Consider the following 22,777-nt stretch of genomic DNA (forward strand, 5'->3'; position numbering starts at 1 on the left):
AAAACTAGACAAATTTCTCTAAATAGCGCTAAAGTTCGCGCAATTCCGCAGAAATAGAAGCGACCATGACACGATTGCTGGTGCTGCACGGCCCTAACCTGAACCTTCTCGGCACCCGGGAACCGGAGGTGTATGGGCGCGTCACGCTGGCGCAGATCGATCAGGCGCTCGCCGCGCGCGCGCAGGAAGCCGGTGCCGTACTGACGTCGTTCCAGAGCAACCATGAAGGCGCGCTCGTCGACCGCATCCAGGCCGCGCGGGATGAACAGACCGATTTCATCCTGATCAATCCGGCCGCGTATACGCACACGAGCGTTGCGATCCGGGACGCACTCGCCGGCGTCGGCATCCCGTTCGTCGAGGTTCACCTGTCGAACGTGCACCGCCGCGAAGCGTTCAGGCACCACTCCTACCTTTCCGACCAGGCCGAGGGCGTCATCTGCGGGCTCGGCTGGAAAGGTTATCTGTACGCACTCGAGTACGCGCTCGACAAGCTGCAAGGCGCATCGCGCGGCTAATATTCACGATCTAGATTCAGCGCCGGCCTCAACCGGCGCTTTCACGTATTGAAAGGGGAATTCCCGATGGATCTTCGCAAGCTGAAAACTCTGATCGACCTCGTCTCCGAGTCGGGCATCTCCGAGCTGGAAGTCACCGAAGGCGAAGGCAAGGTGCGTATCGTCAAGAACGCGCCGCCGGTCTACGTGCAGCCGACGGCTGGGTATGCCCCGCAAATCAGCGCACCGGCGCAAGCCATGGCGCTGCCGACCGACAACGCAGCCGCCGGCGCGCCGGCCGGCGCCGCACCGGCTGCGGCCGCACCGCAGGGCCACGTCGTGACGTCGCCGATGGTCGGCACGTTCTACCGTGCGCCGTCGCCGGGCGCGGACCCGTTCGTCCAGGTCGGCGACACGGTCAAGGAAGGCCAGACCCTCTGCATCATCGAAGCGATGAAGCTGCTCAACGAGATCGAGTCGGACAAGGCCGGCGTGATCAAGGAAATCCTCGCCGAAAACGGCCAGGCCGTCGAATACGGCCAGCCGCTTTTCGTGATCGGCTAAAGTCCGCCGCGCGGCTTCCCCGCCGCGCGCCGCCGATGCTCTCCAGGCGCCGTTCGCGCGCCCCTCGAAGAGACGAATAATCGCTATGTTTGAAAAAATCCTCATTGCCAACCGCGGTGAAATCGCGCTGCGCATTCAGCGCGCGTGCCGCGAGCTGGGCGTCAAGACGGTGGTCGTCTACTCGGAAGCCGACAAGGAAGCCAAGTACGTACGCCTCGCCGACGAAGCCGTCTGTATCGGCCCGGCCCCGTCGAACCTGAGCTACCTGAACATGCCGGCGCTGATCAGCGCCGCGGAAGTCACCGATGCCGAGGCGATCCACCCCGGCTACGGCTTCCTGTCGGAAAACGCCGACTTCGCGGAACGCGTCGAGCAATCGGGCTTCACGTTCATCGGCCCGCGCCCGGAGACGATCCGCCTGATGGGCGACAAGGTCACCGCGAAGCAGACCATGATCAAGACCGGCGTGCCGTGCGTGCCGGGTTCGGAAGGCGCGTTGCCCGACGATCCGAAGGAGATCGTGAAGATTGCCCGCGCGATCGGCTACCCGGTCATCATCAAGGCGGCGGGCGGCGGTGGCGGCCGCGGGATGCGCGTCGTGCACACCGAGGCGGCGCTCGTCAACGCGGTGAACATGACCCGCGAGGAAGCCGGCCGTGCGTTCGGCAACCCGCAGGTCTACATGGAAAAGTTCCTCGAGAACCCGCGCCACATCGAGATCCAGGTGCTGTCCGACGCGCACAAGAATGCGCTGTGGCTCGGCGAGCGCGACTGCTCGATGCAGCGCCGCCACCAGAAGGTGATCGAGGAAGCGCCGGCGCCCGGCATCGCGCGCCGCCTGATCGACCGGATCGGCGACCGCTGCGCGGACGCGTGCAAGAAGATGGGCTACCTCGGCGCGGGCACGTTCGAATTCCTGTACGAGAACAACGAGTTCTACTTCATCGAGATGAACACGCGCGTGCAGGTCGAGCACCCGGTGTCGGAACTGATCACGGGCATCGACATCGTGCAGGAACAGATCCGCATCGCGGCCGGCGAGAAGCTCACACTGCGCCAGCGCGACATCCAGTTCCGCGGACATGCGATCGAATGCCGGATCAACGCAGAAGATCCGTTCAAGTTCACGCCGTCGCCGGGCCGGATCACGTCGTGGCACACGCCGGGCGGCCCCGGCGTGCGCGTCGACTCGCATGCGTACAATGGCTATTTCGTACCGCCGAACTATGATTCGATGATCGGCAAGCTGATCACCTACGGCGCGACGCGCGAGCAGGCGATCAGCCGGATGCGCATCGCACTGTCGGAAATGGTGGTCGAAGGCATCCAGACCAACATCCCGCTGCACCGCGAACTGATGATCGACTCGAAGTTCGTCGAAGGCGGCACCAGCATCCACTACCTCGAAAACCGGCTTGCGCAGAAGCAGCAGGTTGCACCGGAAGAAGCGTAACGCATGAGCTATCGCGAACTCGTCGTCGAACTGGCCCGGGAGCACGCGGAGGCGCTGTCCGACGCACTGCTCGAGCTGGGCGCGCTGTCGGTGTCCGTCGAGGACGCCGATGCCGACACGCCTGACGAACAACCGCTGTTCGGCGAACCGGGCCTCGTGCCCGAGCGCAGCGCGTGGCAGCACTCGCGCGTGATCGCGCTGCTGCCGCCCGAGCACGATCCGGCCGTGCTGCTCGCGGCGGCCGCGAACGACGTCGGCCTGCCGGCGGCGCCAGCGTTCAGCGTGCGCGAAGTTGCGGAACAGGACTGGGTGCGTCTCACGCAATCGCAATTCGACCCGATCCCGATCGGCGAGCGGATCTGGGTCGTGCCGTCGTGGCACGATGCGCCGGACCCCGACGCGCTCGTGCTCGAGCTCGATCCGGGCCTCGCGTTCGGCACCGGCAGCCATCCGACGACGCGCCTCTGCATGGAATGGCTCGAACAGTCGGTGAAGCCCGGCCAGTCGGTGCTCGATTACGGCTGCGGCTCGGGGATCCTCGCGATTCTCGCGCGCAAATGCGGGGCGAACCCCGTCTTCGGCATCGACATCGATCCGCAGGCAGTCGAGTCGGCGCGGCAGAACAGCGAACGCAACCACGCGGACGTCACGTACGGCCTGCCGGACGCATGTCCGGACGGCGAATTCGACATCGTCGTCGCCAACATCCTGTCGAATCCGCTGAAGCTGATGGCGTCGATGCTCGCATCGAAGGTGAAACCGGGCGGACGCATTGCGCTGTCGGGCGTGCTTGCGCGCCAGGCGGACGAAGTCGCGGCCGTCTATGCGCGATACGTCGACATCTCGGTCTGGCGCGAACACGAAGGTTGGGTGTGCCTCGCCGGAACGCGGCGGGAAAGCCTTTAGAATAGCGCTGTCCTTCACTCTGGCCAGCAGGCCGCCCGGCTCGACATGCTTCTTGCGACGCGCTGTCCCCATTGCGAAACCGTGTTCCGCCTGCAGCAGGAACAGCTCGCGCTGCACAACGGGCTCGTGCGCTGCGGACACTGCCGGCAGGTGTTCGACGCGGCCGCTTCGCTCGTCGACGAACATGCATCGCAGCCCGAACCGACGCCTGTCGTTGCGGCAAGCAATGAGGGTGCGGATGGTGGCGGGCGCGACGCTGCTGAAAGCGTCGTCGCCCACCCATCCGTAGGCGAAGCACCAGTTGCAGAGCCCGAACCAGCGCCTGTCGTTGCCGCAAGCAATGAGGGCGCAGCTAGCGACTGGACCGGCGCTGCCGAAAGCGTCGTCGCCGATACAGCCGCTGCCCACCCTTCCGCGGGCGAAACGCCCGCTACCACCTCCATCCCCGAACCGGCCGCTGCTGCCGACGCTCACGCGCCCGAAGCAGCGGAACACGGCAGTCCGCACGCGGCGCCCGCGCCGCGGCTCTTCGTCGACAGCACACACGACGTGGATGCTGCGCATGCCGACTTCCGGCCGGACCACTGGGACATGTGGGCACCATGGCTCGACGGCAGCGTCGATCCGAGGCTGCAGCACAGCAGCCGCAGCGTCAGCACCGAACCGCTCGTGCCCGTCGCGCTGCCCGACAGTGGCGTGACGTCAGGCGCTGCGCCAGGCGTCGTCCGCGTGACCGGTACGCCGCAGCAACCGGCCCCCGTTTTCCCGGCGATCGCCGAGGCCCCCGCCGCCGAGCCCCCCGCCACCGATACGCTGCCGCCGATCCCGGCCGCGCACGGCGACGACGAACCGGCGGCTTCGGCCTACGCCGCCCTCGGCCGCCCGCACGGCCCGCACGATGTGCGCGAACCTTACCTCGCCGCCGACCTGCCGCCTGCCTCGACCACCGAAGTCCCGGCTGTCGACACTCACGCGCCGCAAGCCCCGGACGCCGCCGATCACGTGCCGCTTTCCGCTCCTCGCGACACGCACGAGCCGCGCTTCGTGGCCGACGTCCCGCCCGCGATCGCCGATGCGCGAGCCGATGACGATCACGCGGCCAGTCGCACGGAACGCGAGCCGCGCTTCGCGGCAGACGCATCGCGCGAGCCGTTCTCGGCCGCCCCCACCGACGACGATCGTCCGCATTTCGCCGTCACGCGCGAGTCGCGCGCGCCACAGCGGCGCGGGCTGTTCGGCGGCTTCCTGGGCGGCCTCGTGGCCGCCGCGCTCGCCGTGCTGCTCGTCGTCCAGCTCGCCTGGTGGCAACGCGAGTCGCTGATGATCTACTGGCCGGTCACGCAGGGCTGGTTCCGCCAGCTGTGCGCGCCGCTCGGCTGCAAGGTCACGCCGCCGCGCGCGATCGACGGGCTGCGGCTCGACGCGTCGGACCTGCGCCAGATCGACGGTCCGCGCGTGCTCGAACTGAAGGTACCGCTGACCAACCGCTACCGCGTCGCGCTCGCGTACCCGTCGCTCGAGCTGACGCTGCTCGACGACACCAATCACGTCACCGTGCGCCGCGTGCTCGCCCCGCGCGATTACGTCCGCCCCGGCACGCCGATCGAAGCCGGGCTGCCGGCCGGCGCGACGCAGACGATGATCGTCCGCGTCGAGACGAACGGCACGCCGGCGTCGAATTTCCGCGTCCAGATCTTCTATCCGTGACGCCCCGTGGCGCGCACACGCGCGCCCGTCTCAACCCGCGCGCCCCCGGCGCGCTACTTCGGAGCACGAACATGAGCAAAGTTACGCTGGGTGGCAACCCGATCGATATCGCCGGCACGTTCCCGGCCGTCGGCTCGTCCGCCGCCGATTTCTCGCTGGTCGGCAAGGATCTCGCCGATCTGTCGCTCGCCAGCTTCGCCGGCAAGCGCAAGGTGCTGAACATCGTGCCGAGCCTCGACACGCCGACCTGCGCAACGTCGACCCGCAAGTTCAACGAAGCCGCATCCTCGCTCGACAACACCGTCGTGGTCGTCGTGTCGGCCGACCTGCCGTTCGCCGCGTCGCGCTTCTGCACGACCGAAGGCCTCGCGAACGTCGTGACCGCATCGACGTTCCGCTCCGGCCGCGCGTTTGCAAACGCGTACGGCGTCGACGTAACGAGTGGCCCGCTGAACGGCCTGACCGCACGCGCGGTGGTCGTGCTCGATGCCGACAACAAGGTGCTGCACGCGCAGCTCGTCGGCGAAATCAAGGACGAGCCGAACTACGACGCGGCGCTCGCTGCACTGAAGTAAGCTGTCTCCCGCTTTCCCCTGTCGCGCCGCGCCCTTTTCGCGCGGCGCTGTCACGCAGGGTCCCTCATTTCTACAGGAACGCACACCTTGGCTACGCTGATTTGCGGCTCGATCGCCTACGACTCCATCATGACCTTTGAAGGGCGGTTCCGCGAACACATCCTGCCCGACCAGGTGCACCTCATCAACCTGAGCTTCCTCGTGCCGACGATGCGTCGCGAATTCGGCGGCTGCGCGGGCAACATCGCCTATGCGCTGCACCTGCTCGGCGGCGACGCACGCATGATGGGCACGGTCGGCGCGCTCGACGCGCAGCCGTATCTCGACCGGCTCGACGGGCTCGGCATGCGCCGCGACCATGTGCGCGTGCTGCCCGACACGCATACCGCGCACGCGATGATCACGACCGATCTCGACAACAACCAGATCGCGGCGTTTCACCCGGGTGCGATGATGCAGTCGCACCTGAACCACGCGGGCGACGCGCCGGACATCACGCTGGCGATCGTCGGCCCGGACGGCTTCGACGGGATGGTGCAGCATACGGAAGAGCTCGCGAAGGCCGGCGTGCCGTTCGTGTTCGACCCGGGCCAGGGCCTGCCGCTGTTCGACGGCGCGACGCTGCGCCGCAGCATTGAACTTGCGACCTACGTTGCGGTCAACGACTACGAGGCCAAGCTGGTGAGCGACAAGACGGGATGGTCCGAAGACGAAATCGCCAGCAAGGTCGACGCGCTCGTCATCACGCGCGGCGAGCATGGCGCGACGATCCGCCACAAGCAGGGCGACGAGCAGATCCCCGTCGTGCCGGCCGAGCGTATCGCCGATCCGACGGGCTGTGGCGACGCCTTCCGGGGCGGTCTGCTGTACGGCATCGAAAAGGGCCTCGACTGGGCGACCACGGGGCGCCTGGCCAGCCTGATGGGCTCGATCAAGATCGCCCACCAGGGGCCGCAATCCTACTCGCTGACCCGCGCGGAAATCGACGCACGCTTCGAGGCTGCGTTCGGTTACAGTCTCAAATGATTATTGTGGGAGAGCACAAATGTTGACGAAGAAAACCCTCACCCTCGGGGCCATGCTGACCGCCACGCTGACGCTGGCGGGCTGCTTCACGCCGCCGGGGTCGGCCGACGTCTACAGCGTCGGCCAGGCGCAGCGCGAACAGACCGTGCGGATGGGCACGGTCGACAGCGTGCGCGCGGTACGCATCCAGTCCGACGGTGGCGGCAGCGCGATCGGCACGCTCGGCGGCGGCGCACTTGGCGCGGTCGCGGGCAGCGCGATCGGCGGCGGCAAGGGCTCGATCCTGACCGCCATCGCGGGCGGTCTCGCGGGTGCGGTCGCGGGCAACGCGATCGGCGAAAACATGAGCACGGCGAACGGTGTCGAAATCACCGTGCGTCTCGACAACGGCGATCTGCGCTCGATCACGCAAGCGGCAAGCGGCGAAGTGTTCCGCGCCGGTGAGCGTGTGCGCTTGCTGTCGAGCGGCGGCGTCACGCGCGTCACGCACTGATCCGGTATCCTCAGCACGCGGCGCAAGCCGCGGTCGAACGCATGCGCGAACGTTGCGCATGCGTTTTTTTTTCGCCCGTTTTTTCGCCACTACGCGTCGCGACGCCACACACGGACGAAAAAAATCCCGCCACCTGAGCCAGGTGGCGGGACCGATTGAGTAGCGCTACTCAACCCGCAGACACTCCATGAGTGTCCGGGTGGCAGGGCAATCCGCGATTACGGACGGCTGCCGGTCGGGAACGGCCATGCTGCTGCCGGGTTGAGCGCGGTCTTCACGCCCGATGCCGGTGCCACCGATGCGGTCGACGCGGTCGTCGCCGGTGCGGCCTTCTTCACGACTGCCTTCTTCGGTGCAGCAGCTTTCTTCGGCGCAGCGGCCTTCTTCGCGGGCGCAGGCGCAGCCGTTGCAGGCGCAGCAGCCGTCACGGGTGCAGCAGCAGCCTTCTTCGCTGCGGCCTTCTTCGCCGGTGCGGCCTTCTTCGCAGGCGCAGCCTTTTTCGCCGGTGCAGCCTTCTTCGCCGGTGCGGCAGCCTTCTTCGCCGGTGCCGCCTTCTTCGCCGGTGCTGCCTTCTTCGCAGCGACCTTCTTCGCCGGTGCTGCCTTCTTCGCAGCAACCTTCTTCACGGCGACCTTCTTCGCTGCGACTTTCTTCGCTGCAGCCTTCTTCGCCGGTGCCGCCTTCTTCGCAGCAACCTTCTTCACTGCGACTTTCTTTGCAGCAACCTTCTTCGCGGCAACCTTCTTCACTGCGACTTTCTTCGCAGCAACCTTCTTCGTTGCGACCTTCTTCGCAGCAACCTTCTTTGCAGCGGCCTTCTTCGCCGGTGCTGCCTTCTTTGCAGCAACCTTCTTCACTGCGACCTTCTTCGCAGCAACCTTCTTCACTGCTGCGGCCTTCTTCGCCGGTGCAGCTGCCTTCTTCGCAACGGTCTTCTTCGCAGCTGCCTTCTTCGCAGCCGGTTTCTTCTTGGCGGTAGCCATGTTGTTCTCCTTCAGGTTCAGATGAGAGTCAGTTCAAACTACACCCTTCGTCAAAACCCGCTTCCCGCAGACGCTGTTCAGGACGTGCGCTTCGAAGCGGGCTATTCATCGGCGTACGCGGATACCACGCGCTTACGCTAATGAATACGGTATGGCGCGCGTGGCCATCGGGCCTCGCGCGCCAAATCAAGTCGGCGGCCGGCGCGCCATGCGCCGCCACCCCACATCGCTTGATCAAGCCGACGGCCACACGGCCGTCCGCTTTTTCCGGAGGGAAGTTTGCCCATCCCACTGAAGGGTTCGCAAAGTGCCTGTCGTGTCGTTGGGCCGTTAAGGCACCGGGCATGCTTTGCATCAGGCGTTCTTGCTCCTAAACCTTGTGCCGGGGCCGAGAGGCCGCCGGCTTCACCATCGTCGTGACGTGTGTCGCTGCTGCGGGCGTTATTCCCAGGACAGCGCGCCACCCGTCTGATACTCGATTACTCGCGTCTCGAAGAAGTTGCGTTCCTTCTTCAGGTCGATCATCTCGCTCATCCACGGGAACGGGTTTTCCTCGTTCGGATACAGCGGATCGAGGCCGATCTGCTGGCAACGGCGGTTGCAGATGAAGCGCAGATAGCTCTTGAACATCGACGCGTTCAAACCCAGAACGCCGCGCGGCATCGTGTCCTCGGCGTAGCGGTATTCGAGATCGACAGCCTGCTTGAACAGCTCGCGAATCTCCGCGCGGAACTCGGCGGTCCACAGATGCGGGTTTTCGAGCTTGATCTGGTTGATCAGGTCGATGCCGAAATTGCAGTGCATCGACTCGTCGCGCAGGATGTACTGATATTGCTCTGCAGCACCCGTCATCTTGTTCTGGCGGCCGAGCGCGAGGATCTGCGTGAACCCGACATAGAAGAACAGGCCTTCCATGATGCAGGCGAACACGATCAGCGACTTCAGCAGCTTCTGATCCGCATCGAGCGTGCCGGTCTTGAAGGCCGGGTCCGTCAGCGTATGAATGAACGGGATCAGGAATTCGTCTTTCGCACGGATCGACGTGACCTCGTGGTACGCGTTGAAGATCTCGCCTTCGTCGAGACCGAGCGATTCGACAATATATTGGTACGCGTGCGTGTGGATCGCCTCTTCGAACGCCTGGCGCAGCAGGAACTGCCGGCACTCGGGCGCCGTGATGTGGCGGTACGTACCGAGCACGATGTTGTTCGCGGCCAGCGAGTCGGCAGTGACGAAGAAGCCGAGGTTGCGCTTGACGATGCGTCGCTCGTCTTCGGTCAGGCCGTTCGGATCCTTCCACAGCGCGATGTCGCGGGACATGTTGATTTCCTGCGGCATCCAGTGGTTCGCACAACCGGCCAGATACTTTTCCCACGCCCACTTGTACTTGAACGGCACCAGCTGATTGACGTCAGTCTGGCCGTTGATGATGCGCTTGTCGGCGACATTCACGCGCGCTTCCGAACTGGCGGCGGGCGCAGCCGATGCATGCGGTGCTACCGCGAGATCGCCTTCGAAAATGTCACGAGCCTGTTGGGCGGCAGGCACTGCAGCCTGCATTCCGACAACCGTGCCTGCGGGGGTGCGCATCGCGTTTTGCTGCGCTCCGCTCGCGGGAGTTACGGCAGTCTTCTCGTCATCCCAGTTGAGCATAAATTCTCACCATCAATTTAGAACGGTTTGTACCATCTTTTCATGAGCGATAAAAGGGCTCGCTCACGAAAAATCCTTTTTTCGATTCGCGTTGCGACCTCGATACAACACTTTGAGCAACGCATCGTCGTTCGTGCAGCGCGCGACGCGTATCGCGCGTGTGTTGCACGTGTATCGCGAGGTGCGCTCGACGCATCGAACGCCGATCGAAACGTGATGCCGTCGGGGCAACTTCGATCGTTTGTCACTGCCTGCAACGCGATTGCCGCGTTACAGATTCCTTATCATTTTTTTAGTTGAGAGCGGCGCGCACTTCAACCTTTATCGGTTGCCGTGCGCGCCGCCCGGAGCCTTGCCGAGTCAGACGCGCCGCGTTACTGGCACGCTTCGCACTCGTCGAAGCCCGGATCGCCCGGACGCATCATGCACACCGGACCTTCCGCCTCGACCGGTGCCGCGTTCACCGCGCCCGACGACGCTTCGCCGCCCGCCGCGCCGAAGCCGCCCGCTGCGCCCTGCGCACCGCCGCTGCCCGCACCGCCGCTCGTCGGCACCGCGTTCAGCGCGCCGTGTGCGACCGTCGACTTCTCGACGTGCGTCGCCGCCATCGTGCGCAGGTAGTACGTCGTCTTCAGGCCGCGCAGCCACGCGAGCTTGTAGACCTCGTCGAGCTTCTTGCCCGATGCGCCGCCCATGTAGATGTTCAGCGACTGAGCCTGGTCGATCCACTTCTGGCGGCGCGATGCGGCTTCGACCAGCCACGTCGGATCGACTTCGAACGCGGTCGCGTAGATCGCGCGCAGGTCGGCCGGGATGCGGTCGATGCGCGACAGCATGCCGTCGAAGTACTTCAGGTCGGCAACCATCACTTCGTCCCACAGGCCGCGTTCCTTCAGGTCGCGGACAAGGAACTCGTTCACCACCGTGAATTCGCCCGACAGGTTCGACTTCACGTACAGGTTCTGGAAGGTCGGCTCGATGCACGCCGACACGCCGATGATGTTCGAGATCGTCGCCGTCGGCGCGATCGCGACGCAGTTCGAGTTGCGCATCCCGTGCGCGGCGATCCGCGAACGCAGCGTCGTCCAGTCGAGCGACTCGGACGTGTCGACTTCGACGTAGCCGCCGCGCGCTTCCGTCAGCAGCTTCAGCGTGTCCTGCGGGAGGATGCCGCGATCCCACAGCGAGCCACGGTAGCTCGAGTAGCGGCCGCGCTCCTCGGCCAGCTCGGTCGACGCGTAGTACGCGTAGTAGCAGACCGCTTCCATCGAACGGTCGGCGAACTCGACCGCTTCTTGCGACGCGTAAGGCGTGCGCAGCAGGTGCAGGCAGTCCTGGAAGCCCATGATGCCCATGCCGACCGGGCGGTGCTTCAGGTTCGAGTTACGCGCCTTCGGCACCGCGTAATAGTTGATGTCGATCACGTTGTCGAGCATGCGCATCGCGACGCTGATCGTGCGCTTCAGCTTGTCGTGGTCGAGCGCGTAGCTGCCGTCCGCCTGCTTCACGAGGTGCGCGAGCAGGTTCACCGAGCCCAGGTTGCAGACCGCGATTTCGGTGTCGCTCGTGTTCAGCGTGATTTCCGTGCACAGGTTCGACGAGTGGACGACGCCGACGTGCTGCTGCGGCGAACGGATGTTGCACGGATCCTTGAACGTGATCCACGGGTGGCCCGTCTCGAACAGCATGCCGAGCATCTTGCGCCACAGCTGCTGCGCCGGGATCTTCTTGAACAGCTTGATCTCGCCGCGGGCAACCTTGTCTTCGTATGCCGTGTAGGCCGTCTCGAACTCGGCGCCGAACTTGTCGTGCAGGTCCGGGCAGGTCGACGGCGAGAACAGCGTCCAGTCGGCGCCTTCCATCACGCGCTTCATGAACAGGTCGGGAATCCAGTTCGCCGTGTTCATGTCGTGCGTACGGCGGCGATCGTCGCCGGTGTTCTTGCGCAGCTCGAGGAATTCCTCGATGTCGAGGTGCCACGATTCGAGGTACGCGCAGACCGCGCCCTTGCGCTTGCCGCCCTGGTTGACCGCGACCGCCGTGTCGTTGACGACCTTCAGGAACGGCACCACGCCTTGCGACTTGCCGTTCGTGCCCTTGATATGCGAGCCGAGTGCACGCACGCGGGTCCAGTCGTTGCCGAGGCCGCCGGCGAACTTCGACAGCAGCGCGTTTTCCTTCAGCGCTTCATAGATGCCGTCGAGGTCGTCCGCGACCGTCGTCAGGTAGCACGACGACAGCTGCGAGCGGTGGGTGCCCGAGTTGAACAGCGTCGGCGTCGAGCTCATGAAGTCGAAGCTCGACAGCACGTTGTAGAACTCGATCGCGCGCGCCTCGCGGTCGATCTCGTTCAGCGACAGGCCCATCGCGACGCGCATGAAGAATGCCTGCGGCATTTCGATGCGGGCGCCGCCGACGTGCAGGAAGTAGCGGTCGTACAGCGTCTGCAGGCCGAGGTAGCCGAACTGCAGGTCGCGGTTCGCGTCGAGCGCATCGCCGAGGCGCTTCAGGTCGAACTGCAGCAGCTTGTCGTCGAGCAGCCCGGCGTCGACGCCGCGCTTCAGGAACTGCGGGAAGTATTCCGCGTAACGGGTCGACATCTCGGCCTGGACCACTTCCTCGCCGAGGATCTCGCGACGGATCGTGTGCAGCAGGATGCGGGCCGTGACCTGGCTGTACGCCGGATCCTTCTCGATCATCGTGCGCGCTGCCAGGATCGCCGAGTCGTAGACCTGGCTCATCGGCACGCCGTCGTACAGGTTCTTCACCGTCTCCGCGACGATCGGGTCAGGGTTAACCGCGGTGCCGAGGCCGTCGCAGGCCGACACGATCAGCGCGCGCAGCGCGTTCAGGTCGAGCGGGCGCGTGACGCCGTTGTCGACCACGTTGATGCCGGTGCCGCCCGTTTCCGCGACAGCCGCTTCCTCGCCCGCGTTCTGGCGCTCGAGGTGGCGCTTCTCGCGATACAGCACGTAAGCGCGCGCGACGTTGTGCTCGCCGCCGCGCATCAGCGCGAGTTCGACCTGGTCCTGGATGTCCTCGATATGGAACGTGCCGCCGTTCGGACGGCTGCGCACGAGCGCGCGCACGACGTTGTGCGTCAGCTGCTCGACGAGTTCGCGCACGCGCGCCGATGCCGCGCCCTGTCCGCCATTGACGGCCAGGAAAGCCTTGGTCACCGCGATCGCGATCTTCGAAGGCTCGAACGACACCACGCTGCCATTGCGGCGGATCACCTTGTAGTCGGCGAACGTGGCCTGCGGCGCGAGCGCCTGCGCGCCTTGTTCGGCCCCGCCGAGAGGACGGCTCGAGGCGCTCTCGTACTGGGACGTCGCGTTGTCGGTGGTTTGCATGTGCAAAGCTCCTGGTGTTGGATGGTGCGGAGAGAACCGCGGATTAATACGAACGCTGCGCAACGCGGTGCGCGAGCGGTAAGACGCGAGCGACGCGTCGTCGGGGTCGGTTCGGTCGTGGCGATACACGTGATGCCGCATCGTGCTTCGTCATGTGTATCGCGCCCCGTCGATGTTCGCTGCGCTGATCGCGACGCCTGACCGCCCGGCCTGACGCGCCGCCCTGAGAACTCCGTACGCCGGCGTGGCCTGGGCCGCCGGTCGGTGCCGCTCGGGTTCCCCCTGCGACACACACTATATCTAGTGCAGAACTGCTCAATCGGCACCAAGTATAGTGGACATTCGGACGACGTCCAACCGGATAATTTGCGCGGGAGGCCTTGACATCGCGCACGCGCAGACACGGCAAGGCCCCGGTCGGAGAAAAAAATTTTGTGCGGCGAATAACCGCGCGCTCAGTGCTGCCGGAAAGGAAAGTATTCGGCGGAAAAGCCGGCATCGCCTGCAAAGCGTTGCCAATCGAAGTGCGGGCCGGGGTCGGTCTTGCGGCCCGGCGCGACGTCGGAATGACCGGCGAACGCGTCGACCGGATAGCGGGCGGCAAGTGCGCGCCCGAGCGCGGCGAGCGTCGCGTACTGCGCGGCCTCGAACGGCACGTCGTCCGCGCCTTCGAGCTCGATGCCGATCGAGAAATCGTTGCAGCGGGGACGGCCGAAGAAATCGGACGCACCCGCGTGCCATGCGCGCTCGTCGCATGACACGAACTGCACGAGTTCGCCGTCGCGGCGGACGAGGAAATGCGCGGACACGCGCACGCCTCGCAGGTGCGCCTGGTAATAGGGGTGCGTGTCGCAGTCGAGACGGTTCAGGAACAGCGCCTCGATCGCGTCACCGCCGAATTCGCCAGGCGGCAGGCTGATGTTGTGGACGACGACGAGCGTCGGCACCGCGCCGGCCGGGCGCGCCTCGAAGTTCGGCGACGGTGCGTGACGCGCTTCGTGCACCCAGCCGTTCGCGTCGATCGACAGGGGCTGCGTGCCGTCCGACAGTGACCGCGTGCCGCTCATGGCCCGTCGTGGTCGCGCGTGCGCGCGGCGTGACGCTGCGCGTGCTCGGCGCTGCAGAAGTATTCGCCGCCCGCAGCGACCGCGTCGCCCTTCGGCGCATGCACGCCGCACTCGGCGCAGCGGACCATCGGCTCGGGGAGCGACTGCGCGCCGCCGCCGCGCGGCGTCGTGCCTCCCGGCGTGCGGCCACCCTGCCCGGCGTCGTTCCCGGCGTCGTTCCCGGTGTTGTTCCCGCTGCGCGCTTGCGCCTGTTGCAGCTTGCGCGCGATCCACGAGCCCGCGAAGAACAGGAGGATGAGGAGAAGAATCTGTCGCATCGAAACTCAGCCGGTCAAACCACGGTACGGTGCAGCAGCACCTCGAAAACGAACCGGCTGCCGACATACGCGAGCAGCAGCGCGGCGAACGACACGAGCACCCAGCGCGCGGCGCCGCGACCGCGCCAGCCCGACGTCCGGCGCGCAATCAGCAGGCCGCCGAACATCAGCCACGACAGGATCGCGAACACGGTCTTGTGGTCGAGCCGCAGCGCGCGCGCATCGACCTGCTCGCTGAACAGGATCCCCGACGCGAGCGTCAGCGTCAGCAGCACGAACCCCGCGCCGATCAGGCGGAACAGCAGCTTCTCGAGCGTGAGGAGCGGCGGCAGCGTCTCGAGCCAGCTCGCGATCCAGCCCGTCGAGCCCGCGCGTCCGCCGCTGCGCAGCGATTGCAGGCGCCGCTCGACCATCAGCATCAGCACCGCATGCAGCGCCGCAATCGCGAACAGCCCGTACGCAATGTTCGCGATCAGGAAGTGCAGTTTGAACAGCGGCGCGGCCGCATACGGCAGCACGCGCACCCCGCCGAACACGAGCGGCAGCAGCGACGCGCCGCACGCGAGCGGCAGCACGAGCAGCCGCAGGCTGTCGAGCGGGAAGAAGAAGCTCTCGATCCAGTAGATGCCGGCGCCGAGCCAGAACATCGCGGACAGCGCGAACGCGAAGCCGAACACCATCGCGTCGTGCGGGAAGATCGTCATGTGGAGCAGCACGCCGTGCGCGACGAGCGCGGCGAACAGCAGCGCGCGGCCGGCCCCGCTCATGCCGGAGGCGGCGGACGCCGGGATCGGCACGGCCGGTACGCTCGCGACGAGCGGCGAGCCCGCGCCCTGGCGGTGCGTGCGCCAGCCGGCGACGGCGAGGCCGCCGTACAGGAATGCGGTGAGGGCATACAGTACAATATCCATGTTCGAAGTTTACACTAGGCCCCCTTCCCGCGACGGCTCCGTTGTTGAGTCCCGCCGCGCCTTCGGGCCCCACTGTCCATCGCTCCCCATGCTCGACAATCTCACTCAACGGATGGCGCGCGTCGTCAAGACGCTGCGCGGCGAGGCCCGGCTCACCGAGGCGAACACCCAGGAGATGCTCCGCGAGGTGCGTCTCGCGCTGCTCGAGGCCGACGTCGCGCTGCCCGTCGTCCGCGAATTCATCGCGAAGGTCAAGGAAAAGGCGCTCGGCGAAGAGGTGATCAGCAGCCTGTCGCCGGGCCAGGCGCTCGTCGGCGTGGTCCAGAAGGAGCTGACCGCCGTGATCGGCGGCGACTACGAAGGCAAGGCCGCCGAGCTGAACCTCGCGGTCACGCCGCCTGCCGTGATCCTGATGGCCGGCCTGCAGGGCGCGGGTAAGACCACGACTGCCGGCAAGCTCGCGAAGCTGTTGCGCGAGAAGTACAAGAAGAAAGTGCTGACCGTGTCGTGCGACGTGTATCGCCCCGCCGCGATCATGCAGCTGAAAACGGTGAGCGAACAGGTCGGTGCCGACTTCTTCCCGTCGACGCCGGACCAGAAGCCGGTCGACATCGCGGTCGCCGCGGTCGACTGGGCGAAGCGCCACTATCACGACGTGCTGATCGTCGATACGGCCGGCCGCCTCGGCATCGACGAAGCGATGATGCAGGAGATCGCCGCGCTGCACGGCACGCTGAAGCCTGCCGAAACGCTGTTCGTCGTCGACGCGATGCTCGGCCAGGATGCGGTCAACACCGCGAAGGCGTTCAACGACACACTGCCGCTCACCGGCGTCGTGCTGACCAAGCTCGACGGCGATTCGCGCGGCGGCGCCGCGCTGTCGGTGCGTCACGTCACCGGCAAGCCGATCAAGTTCGTCGGCGTCGCCGAGAAGCTCGACGGCCTCGAAGTGTTCCACCCTGACCGGATGGCGAACCGGATCCTCGGCATGGGCGACATCCTCGCGCTCGTCGAGGAGGCGCAGCGCGGTGTCGACGTGCAGGCCGCGCAGAAGCTCGCCGACAAGGTCAAGAAAGGCGGCGATTTCGACCTGAACGATTTCCGCGCGCAGATCTCGCAGATGAAGAACATGGGCGGCCTGTCGTCGCTGATGGATAAACTCCCCGCGCAGTTCCAGCAGGCGGCCGCCGGCGCCGACATGGGCCAGGCCGAAAAGCAGATCCGCCGGATGGAAGGGATCATCAGCTCGATGACGCCCGCCGAGCGCGCGAAACCCGAGATCATCAAGGCGACGCGCAAGCGCCGCATTGCAGCCGGCGCGGGTGTGCCGGTGCAGGAAGTCAACCGGATGCTGAACCAGTACGACCAGATGCGTACGATGATGAAGAAGCTGAAGGGCGGCAACATGCAGAAGATGATGCGCGGCCTGAAGGGCATGATGCCCGGCCTGCGCTGATTCCGCCCATCGGCCGGCGCGCGGGTTTTTGCCGTAGCGCGCGCCGCCCGTTCTGCATCATTCTTACTTGTATACCGACCGCTCGCCAGAACCCATGAACCGCGAAGAAGCCCTCCACATTTTCGAACACTCCGAAGAGATCGTCTCGGCCGACGCCGTCAACGCGTCGATCGCCCGGATGGCCGACGCGATCCGCGACGAGATCGGCGACGCGTTCCCGCTCGTCCTCTCGGTGATGGGCGGCGCCGCGGTGTTTACCGGGATGCTGCTGCCGCATCTCGATTTCCCGCTGGAATTCGACTACATCCACCTGACCCGCTACCGCAACACGACGCACGGCAGCCCGGAGATGCACTGGCGCGTCGCGCCGCGCGAATCGGTGAAGGACCGCATCGTGCTCGTGCTCGACGACATCCTCGACGAAGGCGAGACGATGGCCGCGATCCGCGACCGCATCCTCGACATGGGCGCGACGCGCTTCATGTCGGCCGTGCTGTGCGAGAAGACGCTCACGAAGGCGAAGCCGCTGCATCCGGACTTCTGCGGCTTTGCGGTGCCGGACCGCTACGTGTTCGGCTGCGGGATGGACGCGAAGGGCTACTGGCGCAACCTGCCGACGATCCGCGCGCTGACCGCGAACGTCTGACGCCCCGCGGCCCACATAAAAAAAGCGGTGCTCCGGTTCTTCCGGAGCACCGCTTTTTACATTGGGGCGCAGCCGCGCTACAGCTGATGCACGAACACGCGGATCCCGCCCAGCATCATCTCGACCGAGATCGCGACGAGCACGAGGCCCATCAGCCGCTCGAACGCGGCGACCGTGCGCTCGCCGAGCCATTGCTGGATCCGCTCGGCCAGCACCAGCGTGACCGCGCAGACGATCATCGTGACCGTCAGCGCGCCCGCCCATTCGAGCATCTTGCCGGGCGCCTGCGACGTCAGCAGCATCACGGTCGCGAGCGCTGACGGGCCGGCCAGCGCCGGAATCGCGAGCGGCACGATGAACGGCTCGCCACCCGCGCGCGGGTCGTTGCCGAGCGCGCCGTCCGGATGCGGAAAGATCATCCGCAGTGCGATCAGGAACAGCACGATGCCGCCACCGATGCGCAGCGACAGGTCGGTGAGGTTCATCATCCGCAGGAAGCGGTCGCCCACGACCATGAAGAACAGCAGGATCACGAACGCGATCCCCACTTCGCGCAGGATCAGCTTCACGCGCCGCTCGCGCGGCACATCCCGCATCGCCGAGATGAACAGCGGGATGTTGCCGAGCGGATCGGTGATCAGCACGAGGAGCACGGTGGCCGACAGGAAGGTGTATTCCACCGTATCCTCCGATCGGCCGGCTTAGCGCGCGAGCGCGGCGCGGACCTTCTCCACGACCGTCGCCGCAGCCGTGTCGGCCGGCAGCAGCGTCGCTTCGGTGTCGCGGCGGCCCTGGTACTCGAGCTTGCCTTCCTTCAGGCCGCGCTCGCCGATCACGAGACGATGCGGCACGCCGATCAGCTCCCAGTCGGCGAACATCACGCCCGGACGCTCGCCGCGATCGTCGAGGATCACGTCGATGCCGGCCGCGGCCAGTTCCGCGTACAGCTTGTCGGCCGCTTCGCGCACCGCGTCGCTGCGGTCATAGCCCATCGGGCACAGCACGACCTCGAACGGCGCGATCGACTCCGGCCAGATGATGCCCTTGTCGTCGAAGTTCTGTTCGATCGCCGCGCCGAGAATACGCGTGACGCCGACGCCGTAGCAGCCCATCAGCATCGGCTGCGGCTTGCCCGACTCGTCGAGGAACGTCGCGCCCATCGCTTCCGAGTACTTGGTGCCGAGCTGGAACACATGGCCGACCTCTATGCCGCGGCAGATGTCGATCACGCCCTTGCCGTCCGGCGACGGGTCGCCCTTCTGCACGTTGCGGATATCGGCGACGTCCGGCTCCGGCAGGTCGCGGCCCCAGTTCACGCCGGCGATGTGGTAGTCGACCTCGTTCGCGCCGACGACGAAATCGCTCATGTTCGCGACCGTGCGATCGGCGATCACCTTCACCGGCTTCTTCGTGCCGATCGGGCCGAGGTAGCCCGGCGGCGTGCCGAACCACTCGACGATTTCCTGTTCGGTCGCGAAGCGGTGGTCCTTCAGGCCCGGCAGCTTCGACGCCTTGATCTCGTTCAGGTCGTGGTCGCCGCGCAGCATCAGCAGCCAGATCGTCGGTTCCGCACCTTCGTTGTCGGTCGCGAGCACGATCGACTTGATCGTGCGCTCGAGCGGAATCCCCATCAGTTCGGCGACGGCCTCGCACTTGGCCTTGCCCGGCGTCGCGACCTTCGCCATCGGCTCGGCGGCCGCGGCGCGCTTGGGCGTCAGCGGCAGCGCTTCGGCCGCCTCGATGTTCGCCGCGAAATCGGAGGTCGGGCAATACGCGATCGCGTCCTCACCGGTGTCGGCGATCACGTGGAACTCGTGCGAGAAGTTGCCGCCGATCGAGCCGCTGTCGGCCGCGACCGGGCGGAACTCGAGGCCGAGGCGCGTGAAGATGCGCACGTACGCTTCGTACATCTTGCGATACGACTCGGCGAGGCCGGCGGCATCCTTGTCGAACGAGTACGCGTCCTTCATCACGAATTCGCGGCCGCGCATCACGCCGAAGCGCGGACGGATCTCGTCGCGGAACTTCGTCTGGATCTGGTAGAAGTTCACCGGCATCTGCCGGTAGCTCTTGATCTGGTTGCGCGCGATGTCGGTGATCACTTCCTCGTGCGTCGGCCCGATCACGAAATCGTTGTCCTTGCGGTCCTTGAAGCGCAGCAGCTCGGGACCGTACTGCTCCCAGCGGCCCGACTCCTGCCACAGCTCGGCCGGCTGCACGGCCGGCATCAGCAGCTCGATCGCGCCGGCCCGGTTCATTTCCTCGCGCACGATCGCCTCGACCTTGCGAATCGAACGCAGGCCGATCGGCAGGTAGTTATAGATGCCGCCGGCGACGCGACGGATCATGCCGGCGCGCACCATCAGCTTGTGGCTGACGATCTCTGCGTCGGCGGGTGCCTCTTTCAGGGTGCCGATAAAGAAACGGGAAGCTTTCATGCGGACGGTTCCAAAAACGGCGCCCCCAGGCGGGGCGCCCGAAAAAGATTCAAGGAGAAAAAGCTGCGCGCAGCGAACGGATCGCGCAGATGACTTGGCAGACAAATCAGGGACAACTCAGCCGCCGCGCGCTGCGCGGTTTCGCTCCGTTACGGTGCGCGGCGCCCGTTATCTGTTTATAATCAAAGCAATTTTAAAGGATTCGAAGGTGGTTGTATGCTGGATCGTGAAGGCTTTCGCCCGAACGTCGGCATCATCCTCTTGAACGCGCACAACGAGGTGTTTTGGGGCAAGCGGCTCCGCGAGCACTCCTGGCAGTTTCCTCAAGGTGGGATCAAGTACGGCGAGACCCCCATGCAGGCGATGTACCGGGAACTGCACGAGGAAACCGGCCTGCACCCGGAGCACGTCAAGATAATCGGCCGCACGCGCGACTGGTTGCGTTATGAGGTGCCTGACAAGTTCATCAAGCGTGAGGTACGCGGTCATTACCGCGGCCAGAAACAGATCTGGTTCCTGCTGCGGATGGTTGGACGCGATTGCGATATTTGCTTGCGCGCAACCGACCACCCGGAGTTCGATGCGTGGCGCTGGAACGAGTACTGGGTGCCGCTCGACGCGGTGATCGAGTTCAAGCGGGATGTCTATCAGTTGGCGCTGACGGAACTGTCGCGCTTCCTGCGCCGCCCGGCGCAGCGGGCCGACAAGCCGCGGAGCCCACGTCTGCGCTATCCGCGCGTCGTGGATTCGCAGTCCCGTCCGACGGCAACGGTTGTCGACACATCGGTGGTGTGTTCCGAGGTCGAAGTGGAAGCGAGCACGCTGGACGAGGCCTCGCAGCCTCGCCTGATCCTCGGCGAATGACAAGTCGGACTGCATGACCGGGCGCGACCTTGATGTCGCGCCCTTTTTTTACGAGGAATGCATATTGAAAGCGATTGCTCTCGCGCTCACATCGATCGCCGCAGCGGCTGTGCTGGCCGGTTGTGCGCACTCGAACACGCCGTCCAACAAGGATGACAGCGCGTTCGTGTACCTGCTGGATCGTCAGCCGGCGTGGAAGGAAAACACCGTCGACACGCTGCCGCCGCTGCCGCAGGCCGGCGACCTGCTGCCGTTCAACGTGTCGCAGAACACGCCGCTCAAGTTCTTCGTCGACGCGAAATCGCTGGCGGTCGGCACCGACGGCATCGTGCGGTATACGGTGGTCGTCACGAGCCCGGCCGGCGCGCGCAACGTCATTTACGAGGGCATCCGCTGCGACACGTATGAGTGGCGCCAGTATGCGGGCCTCAATTCGGATCACGACGGCTGGGACCGCACGGTCGAGAACGACTGGCGCCGCATCGAGAACGGCGAGCTGAACGCGTATCACGCGGCGCTCTACCAGGACTACTTCTGCGCGAACAAGATGCCGTTGGGCACGACGCAGTCGATTCTCGAGAACATCAAGTATCACCGCACCGCGCTGAACCAGTTGCGCTGAGCGCGCGCGGCATCGGGCCGCCACCCTGCCGCATCAAGCAAAAAGCCCGCGTCGCCGCGGGCTTTTGTTCGTGCCGACCGTCAATCAAGCGTCCGGCTCACACCAGCACCAGGTTGTCGCGGTGAATCAGTTCGGGCTCCAACATGTAGCCGAGCACCGTTTCGATCTCGCCGCTGGGCCTACGCTGGATCAGCTTCGTCTCCGCGCTGCTGTAGTTGGTCAGCCCGCGTGCCACTTCGCGCCCGTCGGGGCCGACGCATGCGATCACCTCGCCGCGCGCGAACGCGCCCTGCACGTCGACGACACCGATCGGCAGCAGGCTCTTGCCGCCGGCCGTCAGCTTCTCGACCGCGCCGGCGTCGATCACGACATGCCCGCGCACCTGCAGGTGATCGGCCATCCACTGCTTGCGCGCCGCCATCCGCGCCGTGCGCGCGATCAGCTGCGTGCCGATCGCCTCGCCCGCCGCGAGACGTGCGAGCACGTCCGGCTCGCGCCCGCTCGCGATCACGGTGTTTGCGCCGCTGTGGGCCGCGCGCTTGGCCGCGAGAATCTTCGTCAGCATGCCGCCGCGGCCAAGGCTCGACCCCGCGCCGCCCGCCATCGCCTCGAGCTCGGGCGCGCCCGCGTTCGCTTCGGAGACGAGCGTCGCGGACGGATCCTTGCGCGGATCGGCGGTGAACAGGCCCGTCTGGTCGGTGAGGATGATCAGCGCATCGCCTTCGATCAGGTTCGCGACGAGCGCGCCGAGCGTGTCGTTGTCGCCGAACTTGATTTCGTCGGTGACGACCGTGTCGTTCTCGTTGATGATCGGCACGACGCCGAGCCGCAGCAGCGTGAGCAGCGTCGAGCGTGCGTTCAGGTAGCGTTCGCGGTCCGCGAGGTCGGCATGCGTGAGCAGGATCTGCGCGGTGCGGATGCCATGCTCGGAGAAGCGGCTTTCATAGACCTGCGCGAGGCCCATCTGGCCGACCGCGGCCGCGGCCTGCAGCTCGTCGATCTCGCGCGGACGCTTGCTCCAGCCGAGCCGCTGCATGCCCTCCGCGATCGCGCCCGAGCTGACGAGCACGACTTCCTTGCCCTGGTCGCGCAGCGCGGAGATCTGGGCGGCCCAGCGGCCAATAGCCGCATGATCGAGCCCCTTGCCGTCGTTGGTCACGAGGCTGGATCCCACCTTCACCACCAATCGCTTCGAATCCGCGATGATCGAACGCATCGTGCGCTGTCTCCTGTATGTGATGCCTGG

Annotated in this window: 22 protein-coding genes; 12 read left to right on the forward strand and 10 right to left on the reverse strand. The window is 65.9% G+C overall.

Translation table 11 applies throughout. The annotated features are described in order from the left end of the window. Window positions 1-65 precede the first annotated feature (65 nt). The 8 genes from aroQ to G3N94_RS20340 all read left to right on the forward strand — a co-directional run bounded on the left by aroQ (window position 66) and on the right by G3N94_RS20340 (window position 7,221). Window positions 66-518, forward strand: a complete 453-nt coding sequence (gene aroQ, locus G3N94_RS20305; RefSeq protein ID WP_205794375.1) for a type II 3-dehydroquinate dehydratase — start codon at window positions 66-68, stop codon at window positions 516-518. Between the two features lie 66 nt (window positions 519-584). Continuing rightward, window positions 585-1,061, forward strand: coding sequence for an acetyl-CoA carboxylase biotin carboxyl carrier protein (accB, locus tag G3N94_RS20310; protein WP_205794376.1), 477 nt, complete (start codon window positions 585-587; stop codon window positions 1,059-1,061). Between the two features lie 85 nt (window positions 1,062-1,146). Then, window positions 1,147-2,514 (forward strand): acetyl-CoA carboxylase biotin carboxylase subunit, encoded by a 1,368-nt coding sequence (gene accC / locus G3N94_RS20315; RefSeq protein ID WP_205794377.1) that lies wholly within the window; start codon window positions 1,147-1,149, stop codon window positions 2,512-2,514. Window positions 2,515-2,517: 3 nt separating this feature from the next. After that, window positions 2,518-3,420 carry a 50S ribosomal protein L11 methyltransferase gene (gene prmA / locus G3N94_RS20320; RefSeq protein WP_205794378.1) on the forward strand — a complete coding sequence of 301 codons (903 nt, stop codon included), beginning with the start codon at window positions 2,518-2,520 and terminating at the stop codon, window positions 3,418-3,420. Between the two features lie 45 nt (window positions 3,421-3,465). Beyond that, window positions 3,466-5,127 (forward strand): DUF3426 domain-containing protein, encoded by a 1,662-nt coding sequence (locus G3N94_RS20325; RefSeq protein WP_205794379.1) that lies wholly within the window; start codon window positions 3,466-3,468, stop codon window positions 5,125-5,127. 71 nt (window positions 5,128-5,198) lie between these two features. After that, window positions 5,199-5,702, forward strand: a complete 504-nt coding sequence (gene tpx / locus G3N94_RS20330; RefSeq protein WP_205794380.1) for a thiol peroxidase — start codon at window positions 5,199-5,201, stop codon at window positions 5,700-5,702. Between the two features lie 87 nt (window positions 5,703-5,789). Further along, complete coding sequence (locus tag G3N94_RS20335) at window positions 5,790-6,728, forward strand: carbohydrate kinase family protein (protein ID WP_205794381.1); 939 nt, start codon at window positions 5,790-5,792, stop codon at window positions 6,726-6,728. Between the two features lie 19 nt (window positions 6,729-6,747). Then, window positions 6,748-7,221, forward strand: a complete 474-nt coding sequence (locus G3N94_RS20340; protein ID WP_124599943.1) for a glycine zipper 2TM domain-containing protein — start codon at window positions 6,748-6,750, stop codon at window positions 7,219-7,221. 218 nt (window positions 7,222-7,439) lie between these two features. On the opposite strand, the gene G3N94_RS43015 is transcribed toward G3N94_RS20340, so the two are convergent. From G3N94_RS43015 to ccsA, 7 genes are all read right to left on the reverse strand, one after another. Next, on the reverse strand, window positions 7,440-8,204 hold the full coding sequence (locus G3N94_RS43015) for a histone H1-like DNA-binding protein (protein WP_205794382.1): 765 nt from the start codon (window positions 8,202-8,204) through the stop codon (window positions 7,440-7,442). 28 nt (window positions 8,205-8,232) lie between these two features. Next, the gene (locus G3N94_RS20350) at window positions 8,233-8,559 is read right to left on the reverse strand and encodes a hypothetical protein (protein ID WP_205794383.1); all 327 of its coding nucleotides are present in this window, start codon (window positions 8,557-8,559) and stop codon (window positions 8,233-8,235) included. 86 nt (window positions 8,560-8,645) lie between these two features. After that, window positions 8,646-9,857 carry a ribonucleotide-diphosphate reductase subunit beta gene (locus G3N94_RS20355; RefSeq protein ID WP_205794384.1) on the reverse strand — a complete coding sequence of 404 codons (1,212 nt, stop codon included), beginning with the start codon at window positions 9,855-9,857 and terminating at the stop codon, window positions 8,646-8,648. 374 nt (window positions 9,858-10,231) lie between these two features. Next, complete coding sequence (locus G3N94_RS20360; RefSeq protein ID WP_205794385.1) at window positions 10,232-13,210, reverse strand: ribonucleoside-diphosphate reductase subunit alpha; 2,979 nt, start codon at window positions 13,208-13,210, stop codon at window positions 10,232-10,234. A 455-nt stretch (window positions 13,211-13,665) separates the two neighbouring features. Beyond that, on the reverse strand, window positions 13,666-14,259 hold the full coding sequence (ampD, locus tag G3N94_RS20365; protein ID WP_205794399.1) for a 1,6-anhydro-N-acetylmuramyl-L-alanine amidase AmpD: 594 nt from the start codon (window positions 14,257-14,259) through the stop codon (window positions 13,666-13,668). A 14-nt stretch (window positions 14,260-14,273) separates the two neighbouring features. Further along, window positions 14,274-14,594: a PP0621 family protein gene (locus G3N94_RS20370; protein WP_205794386.1), complete on the reverse strand. Its 321-nt coding sequence runs from the start codon at window positions 14,592-14,594 to the stop codon at window positions 14,274-14,276. A 14-nt stretch (window positions 14,595-14,608) separates the two neighbouring features. After that, the gene (ccsA, locus tag G3N94_RS20375) at window positions 14,609-15,505 is read right to left on the reverse strand and encodes a cytochrome c biogenesis protein CcsA (RefSeq protein WP_205794387.1); all 897 of its coding nucleotides are present in this window, start codon (window positions 15,503-15,505) and stop codon (window positions 14,609-14,611) included. An 88-nt stretch (window positions 15,506-15,593) separates the two neighbouring features. Between ccsA and ffh the strand changes: the two genes are divergently transcribed. Next, the gene (ffh, locus tag G3N94_RS20380; protein ID WP_205794388.1) at window positions 15,594-16,961 is read left to right on the forward strand and encodes a signal recognition particle protein; all 1,368 of its coding nucleotides are present in this window, start codon (window positions 15,594-15,596) and stop codon (window positions 16,959-16,961) included. A gap of 94 nt (window positions 16,962-17,055) precedes the next feature. After that, window positions 17,056-17,607 carry a hypoxanthine-guanine phosphoribosyltransferase gene (locus G3N94_RS20385; RefSeq protein WP_205794389.1) on the forward strand — a complete coding sequence of 184 codons (552 nt, stop codon included), beginning with the start codon at window positions 17,056-17,058 and terminating at the stop codon, window positions 17,605-17,607. A 77-nt stretch (window positions 17,608-17,684) separates the two neighbouring features. Here G3N94_RS20385 and G3N94_RS20390 read toward each other — a convergent pair whose 3' ends face one another. Together G3N94_RS20390 and G3N94_RS20395 are read right to left on the reverse strand one after the other, a co-directional pair. Further along, entirely contained in the window at window positions 17,685-18,287 is a 603-nt protein-coding gene (locus G3N94_RS20390) for a MarC family protein (protein WP_205794390.1), read from the reverse strand. Window positions 18,288-18,308: 21 nt separating this feature from the next. Further along, on the reverse strand, window positions 18,309-20,045 hold the full coding sequence (locus G3N94_RS20395) for a proline--tRNA ligase (RefSeq protein WP_205794391.1): 1,737 nt from the start codon (window positions 20,043-20,045) through the stop codon (window positions 18,309-18,311). Window positions 20,046-20,261: 216 nt separating this feature from the next. Here G3N94_RS20395 and G3N94_RS20400 point away from each other — a divergent pair, with 216 nt between their 5' ends. Together G3N94_RS20400 and G3N94_RS20405 are read left to right on the forward strand one after the other, a co-directional pair. Continuing rightward, the gene (locus tag G3N94_RS20400) at window positions 20,262-20,909 is read left to right on the forward strand and encodes an RNA pyrophosphohydrolase (RefSeq protein ID WP_205794392.1); all 648 of its coding nucleotides are present in this window, start codon (window positions 20,262-20,264) and stop codon (window positions 20,907-20,909) included. A gap of 64 nt (window positions 20,910-20,973) precedes the next feature. Next, the gene (locus tag G3N94_RS20405) at window positions 20,974-21,531 is read left to right on the forward strand and encodes a CNP1-like family protein (protein ID WP_241021966.1); all 558 of its coding nucleotides are present in this window, start codon (window positions 20,974-20,976) and stop codon (window positions 21,529-21,531) included. Between the two features lie 97 nt (window positions 21,532-21,628). Here G3N94_RS20405 and proB read toward each other — a convergent pair whose 3' ends face one another. Further along, window positions 21,629-22,747 (reverse strand): glutamate 5-kinase, encoded by a 1,119-nt coding sequence (proB, locus tag G3N94_RS20410; RefSeq protein ID WP_205794394.1) that lies wholly within the window; start codon window positions 22,745-22,747, stop codon window positions 21,629-21,631. Window positions 22,748-22,777: the final 30 nt, after the last annotated feature.

The organism is Burkholderia sp. Ac-20353 (assembly GCF_017104785.1).
Lineage (GTDB): Bacteria > Pseudomonadota > Gammaproteobacteria > Burkholderiales > Burkholderiaceae > Burkholderia.

Bases quoted from the DNA above. Each gene is read 5' to 3' on its own strand.
- accC (WP_205794377.1), top strand. From the start codon at position 1,147: ATGTTTGAAAAAATCCTCATTGCCAACCGCGGTGAAATCGCGCTGCGC.
- G3N94_RS20400 (WP_205794392.1), top strand. From the start codon at position 20,262: ATGCTGGATCGTGAAGGCTTTCGCCCGAACGTCGGCATCATCCTCTTG.
- G3N94_RS20360 (WP_205794385.1), bottom strand. From the start codon at position 13,210: ATGCAAACCACCGACAACGCGACGTCCCAGTACGAGAGCGCCTCGAGC.
- prmA (WP_205794378.1), top strand. From the start codon at position 2,518: ATGAGCTATCGCGAACTCGTCGTCGAACTGGCCCGGGAGCACGCGGAG.
- proB (WP_205794394.1), bottom strand. From the start codon at position 22,747: ATGCGTTCGATCATCGCGGATTCGAAGCGATTGGTGGTGAAGGTGGGA.
- G3N94_RS20325 (WP_205794379.1), top strand. From the start codon at position 3,466: ATGCTTCTTGCGACGCGCTGTCCCCATTGCGAAACCGTGTTCCGCCTG.
- tpx (WP_205794380.1), top strand. From the start codon at position 5,199: ATGAGCAAAGTTACGCTGGGTGGCAACCCGATCGATATCGCCGGCACG.
- ffh (WP_205794388.1), top strand. From the start codon at position 15,594: ATGCTCGACAATCTCACTCAACGGATGGCGCGCGTCGTCAAGACGCTG.
- aroQ (WP_205794375.1), top strand. From the start codon at position 66: ATGACACGATTGCTGGTGCTGCACGGCCCTAACCTGAACCTTCTCGGC.
- G3N94_RS20340 (WP_124599943.1), top strand. From the start codon at position 6,748: ATGTTGACGAAGAAAACCCTCACCCTCGGGGCCATGCTGACCGCCACG.
- G3N94_RS43015 (WP_205794382.1), bottom strand. From the start codon at position 8,204: ATGGCTACCGCCAAGAAGAAACCGGCTGCGAAGAAGGCAGCTGCGAAG.
- ccsA (WP_205794387.1), bottom strand. From the start codon at position 15,505: ATGGATATTGTACTGTATGCCCTCACCGCATTCCTGTACGGCGGCCTC.
- G3N94_RS20370 (WP_205794386.1), bottom strand. From the start codon at position 14,594: ATGCGACAGATTCTTCTCCTCATCCTCCTGTTCTTCGCGGGCTCGTGG.
- G3N94_RS20355 (WP_205794384.1), bottom strand. From the start codon at position 9,857: ATGCTCAACTGGGATGACGAGAAGACTGCCGTAACTCCCGCGAGCGGA.
- G3N94_RS20350 (WP_205794383.1), bottom strand. From the start codon at position 8,559: ATGCAAAGCATGCCCGGTGCCTTAACGGCCCAACGACACGACAGGCAC.
- G3N94_RS20395 (WP_205794391.1), bottom strand. From the start codon at position 20,045: ATGAAAGCTTCCCGTTTCTTTATCGGCACCCTGAAAGAGGCACCCGCC.
- accB (WP_205794376.1), top strand. From the start codon at position 585: ATGGATCTTCGCAAGCTGAAAACTCTGATCGACCTCGTCTCCGAGTCG.
- G3N94_RS20385 (WP_205794389.1), top strand. From the start codon at position 17,056: ATGAACCGCGAAGAAGCCCTCCACATTTTCGAACACTCCGAAGAGATC.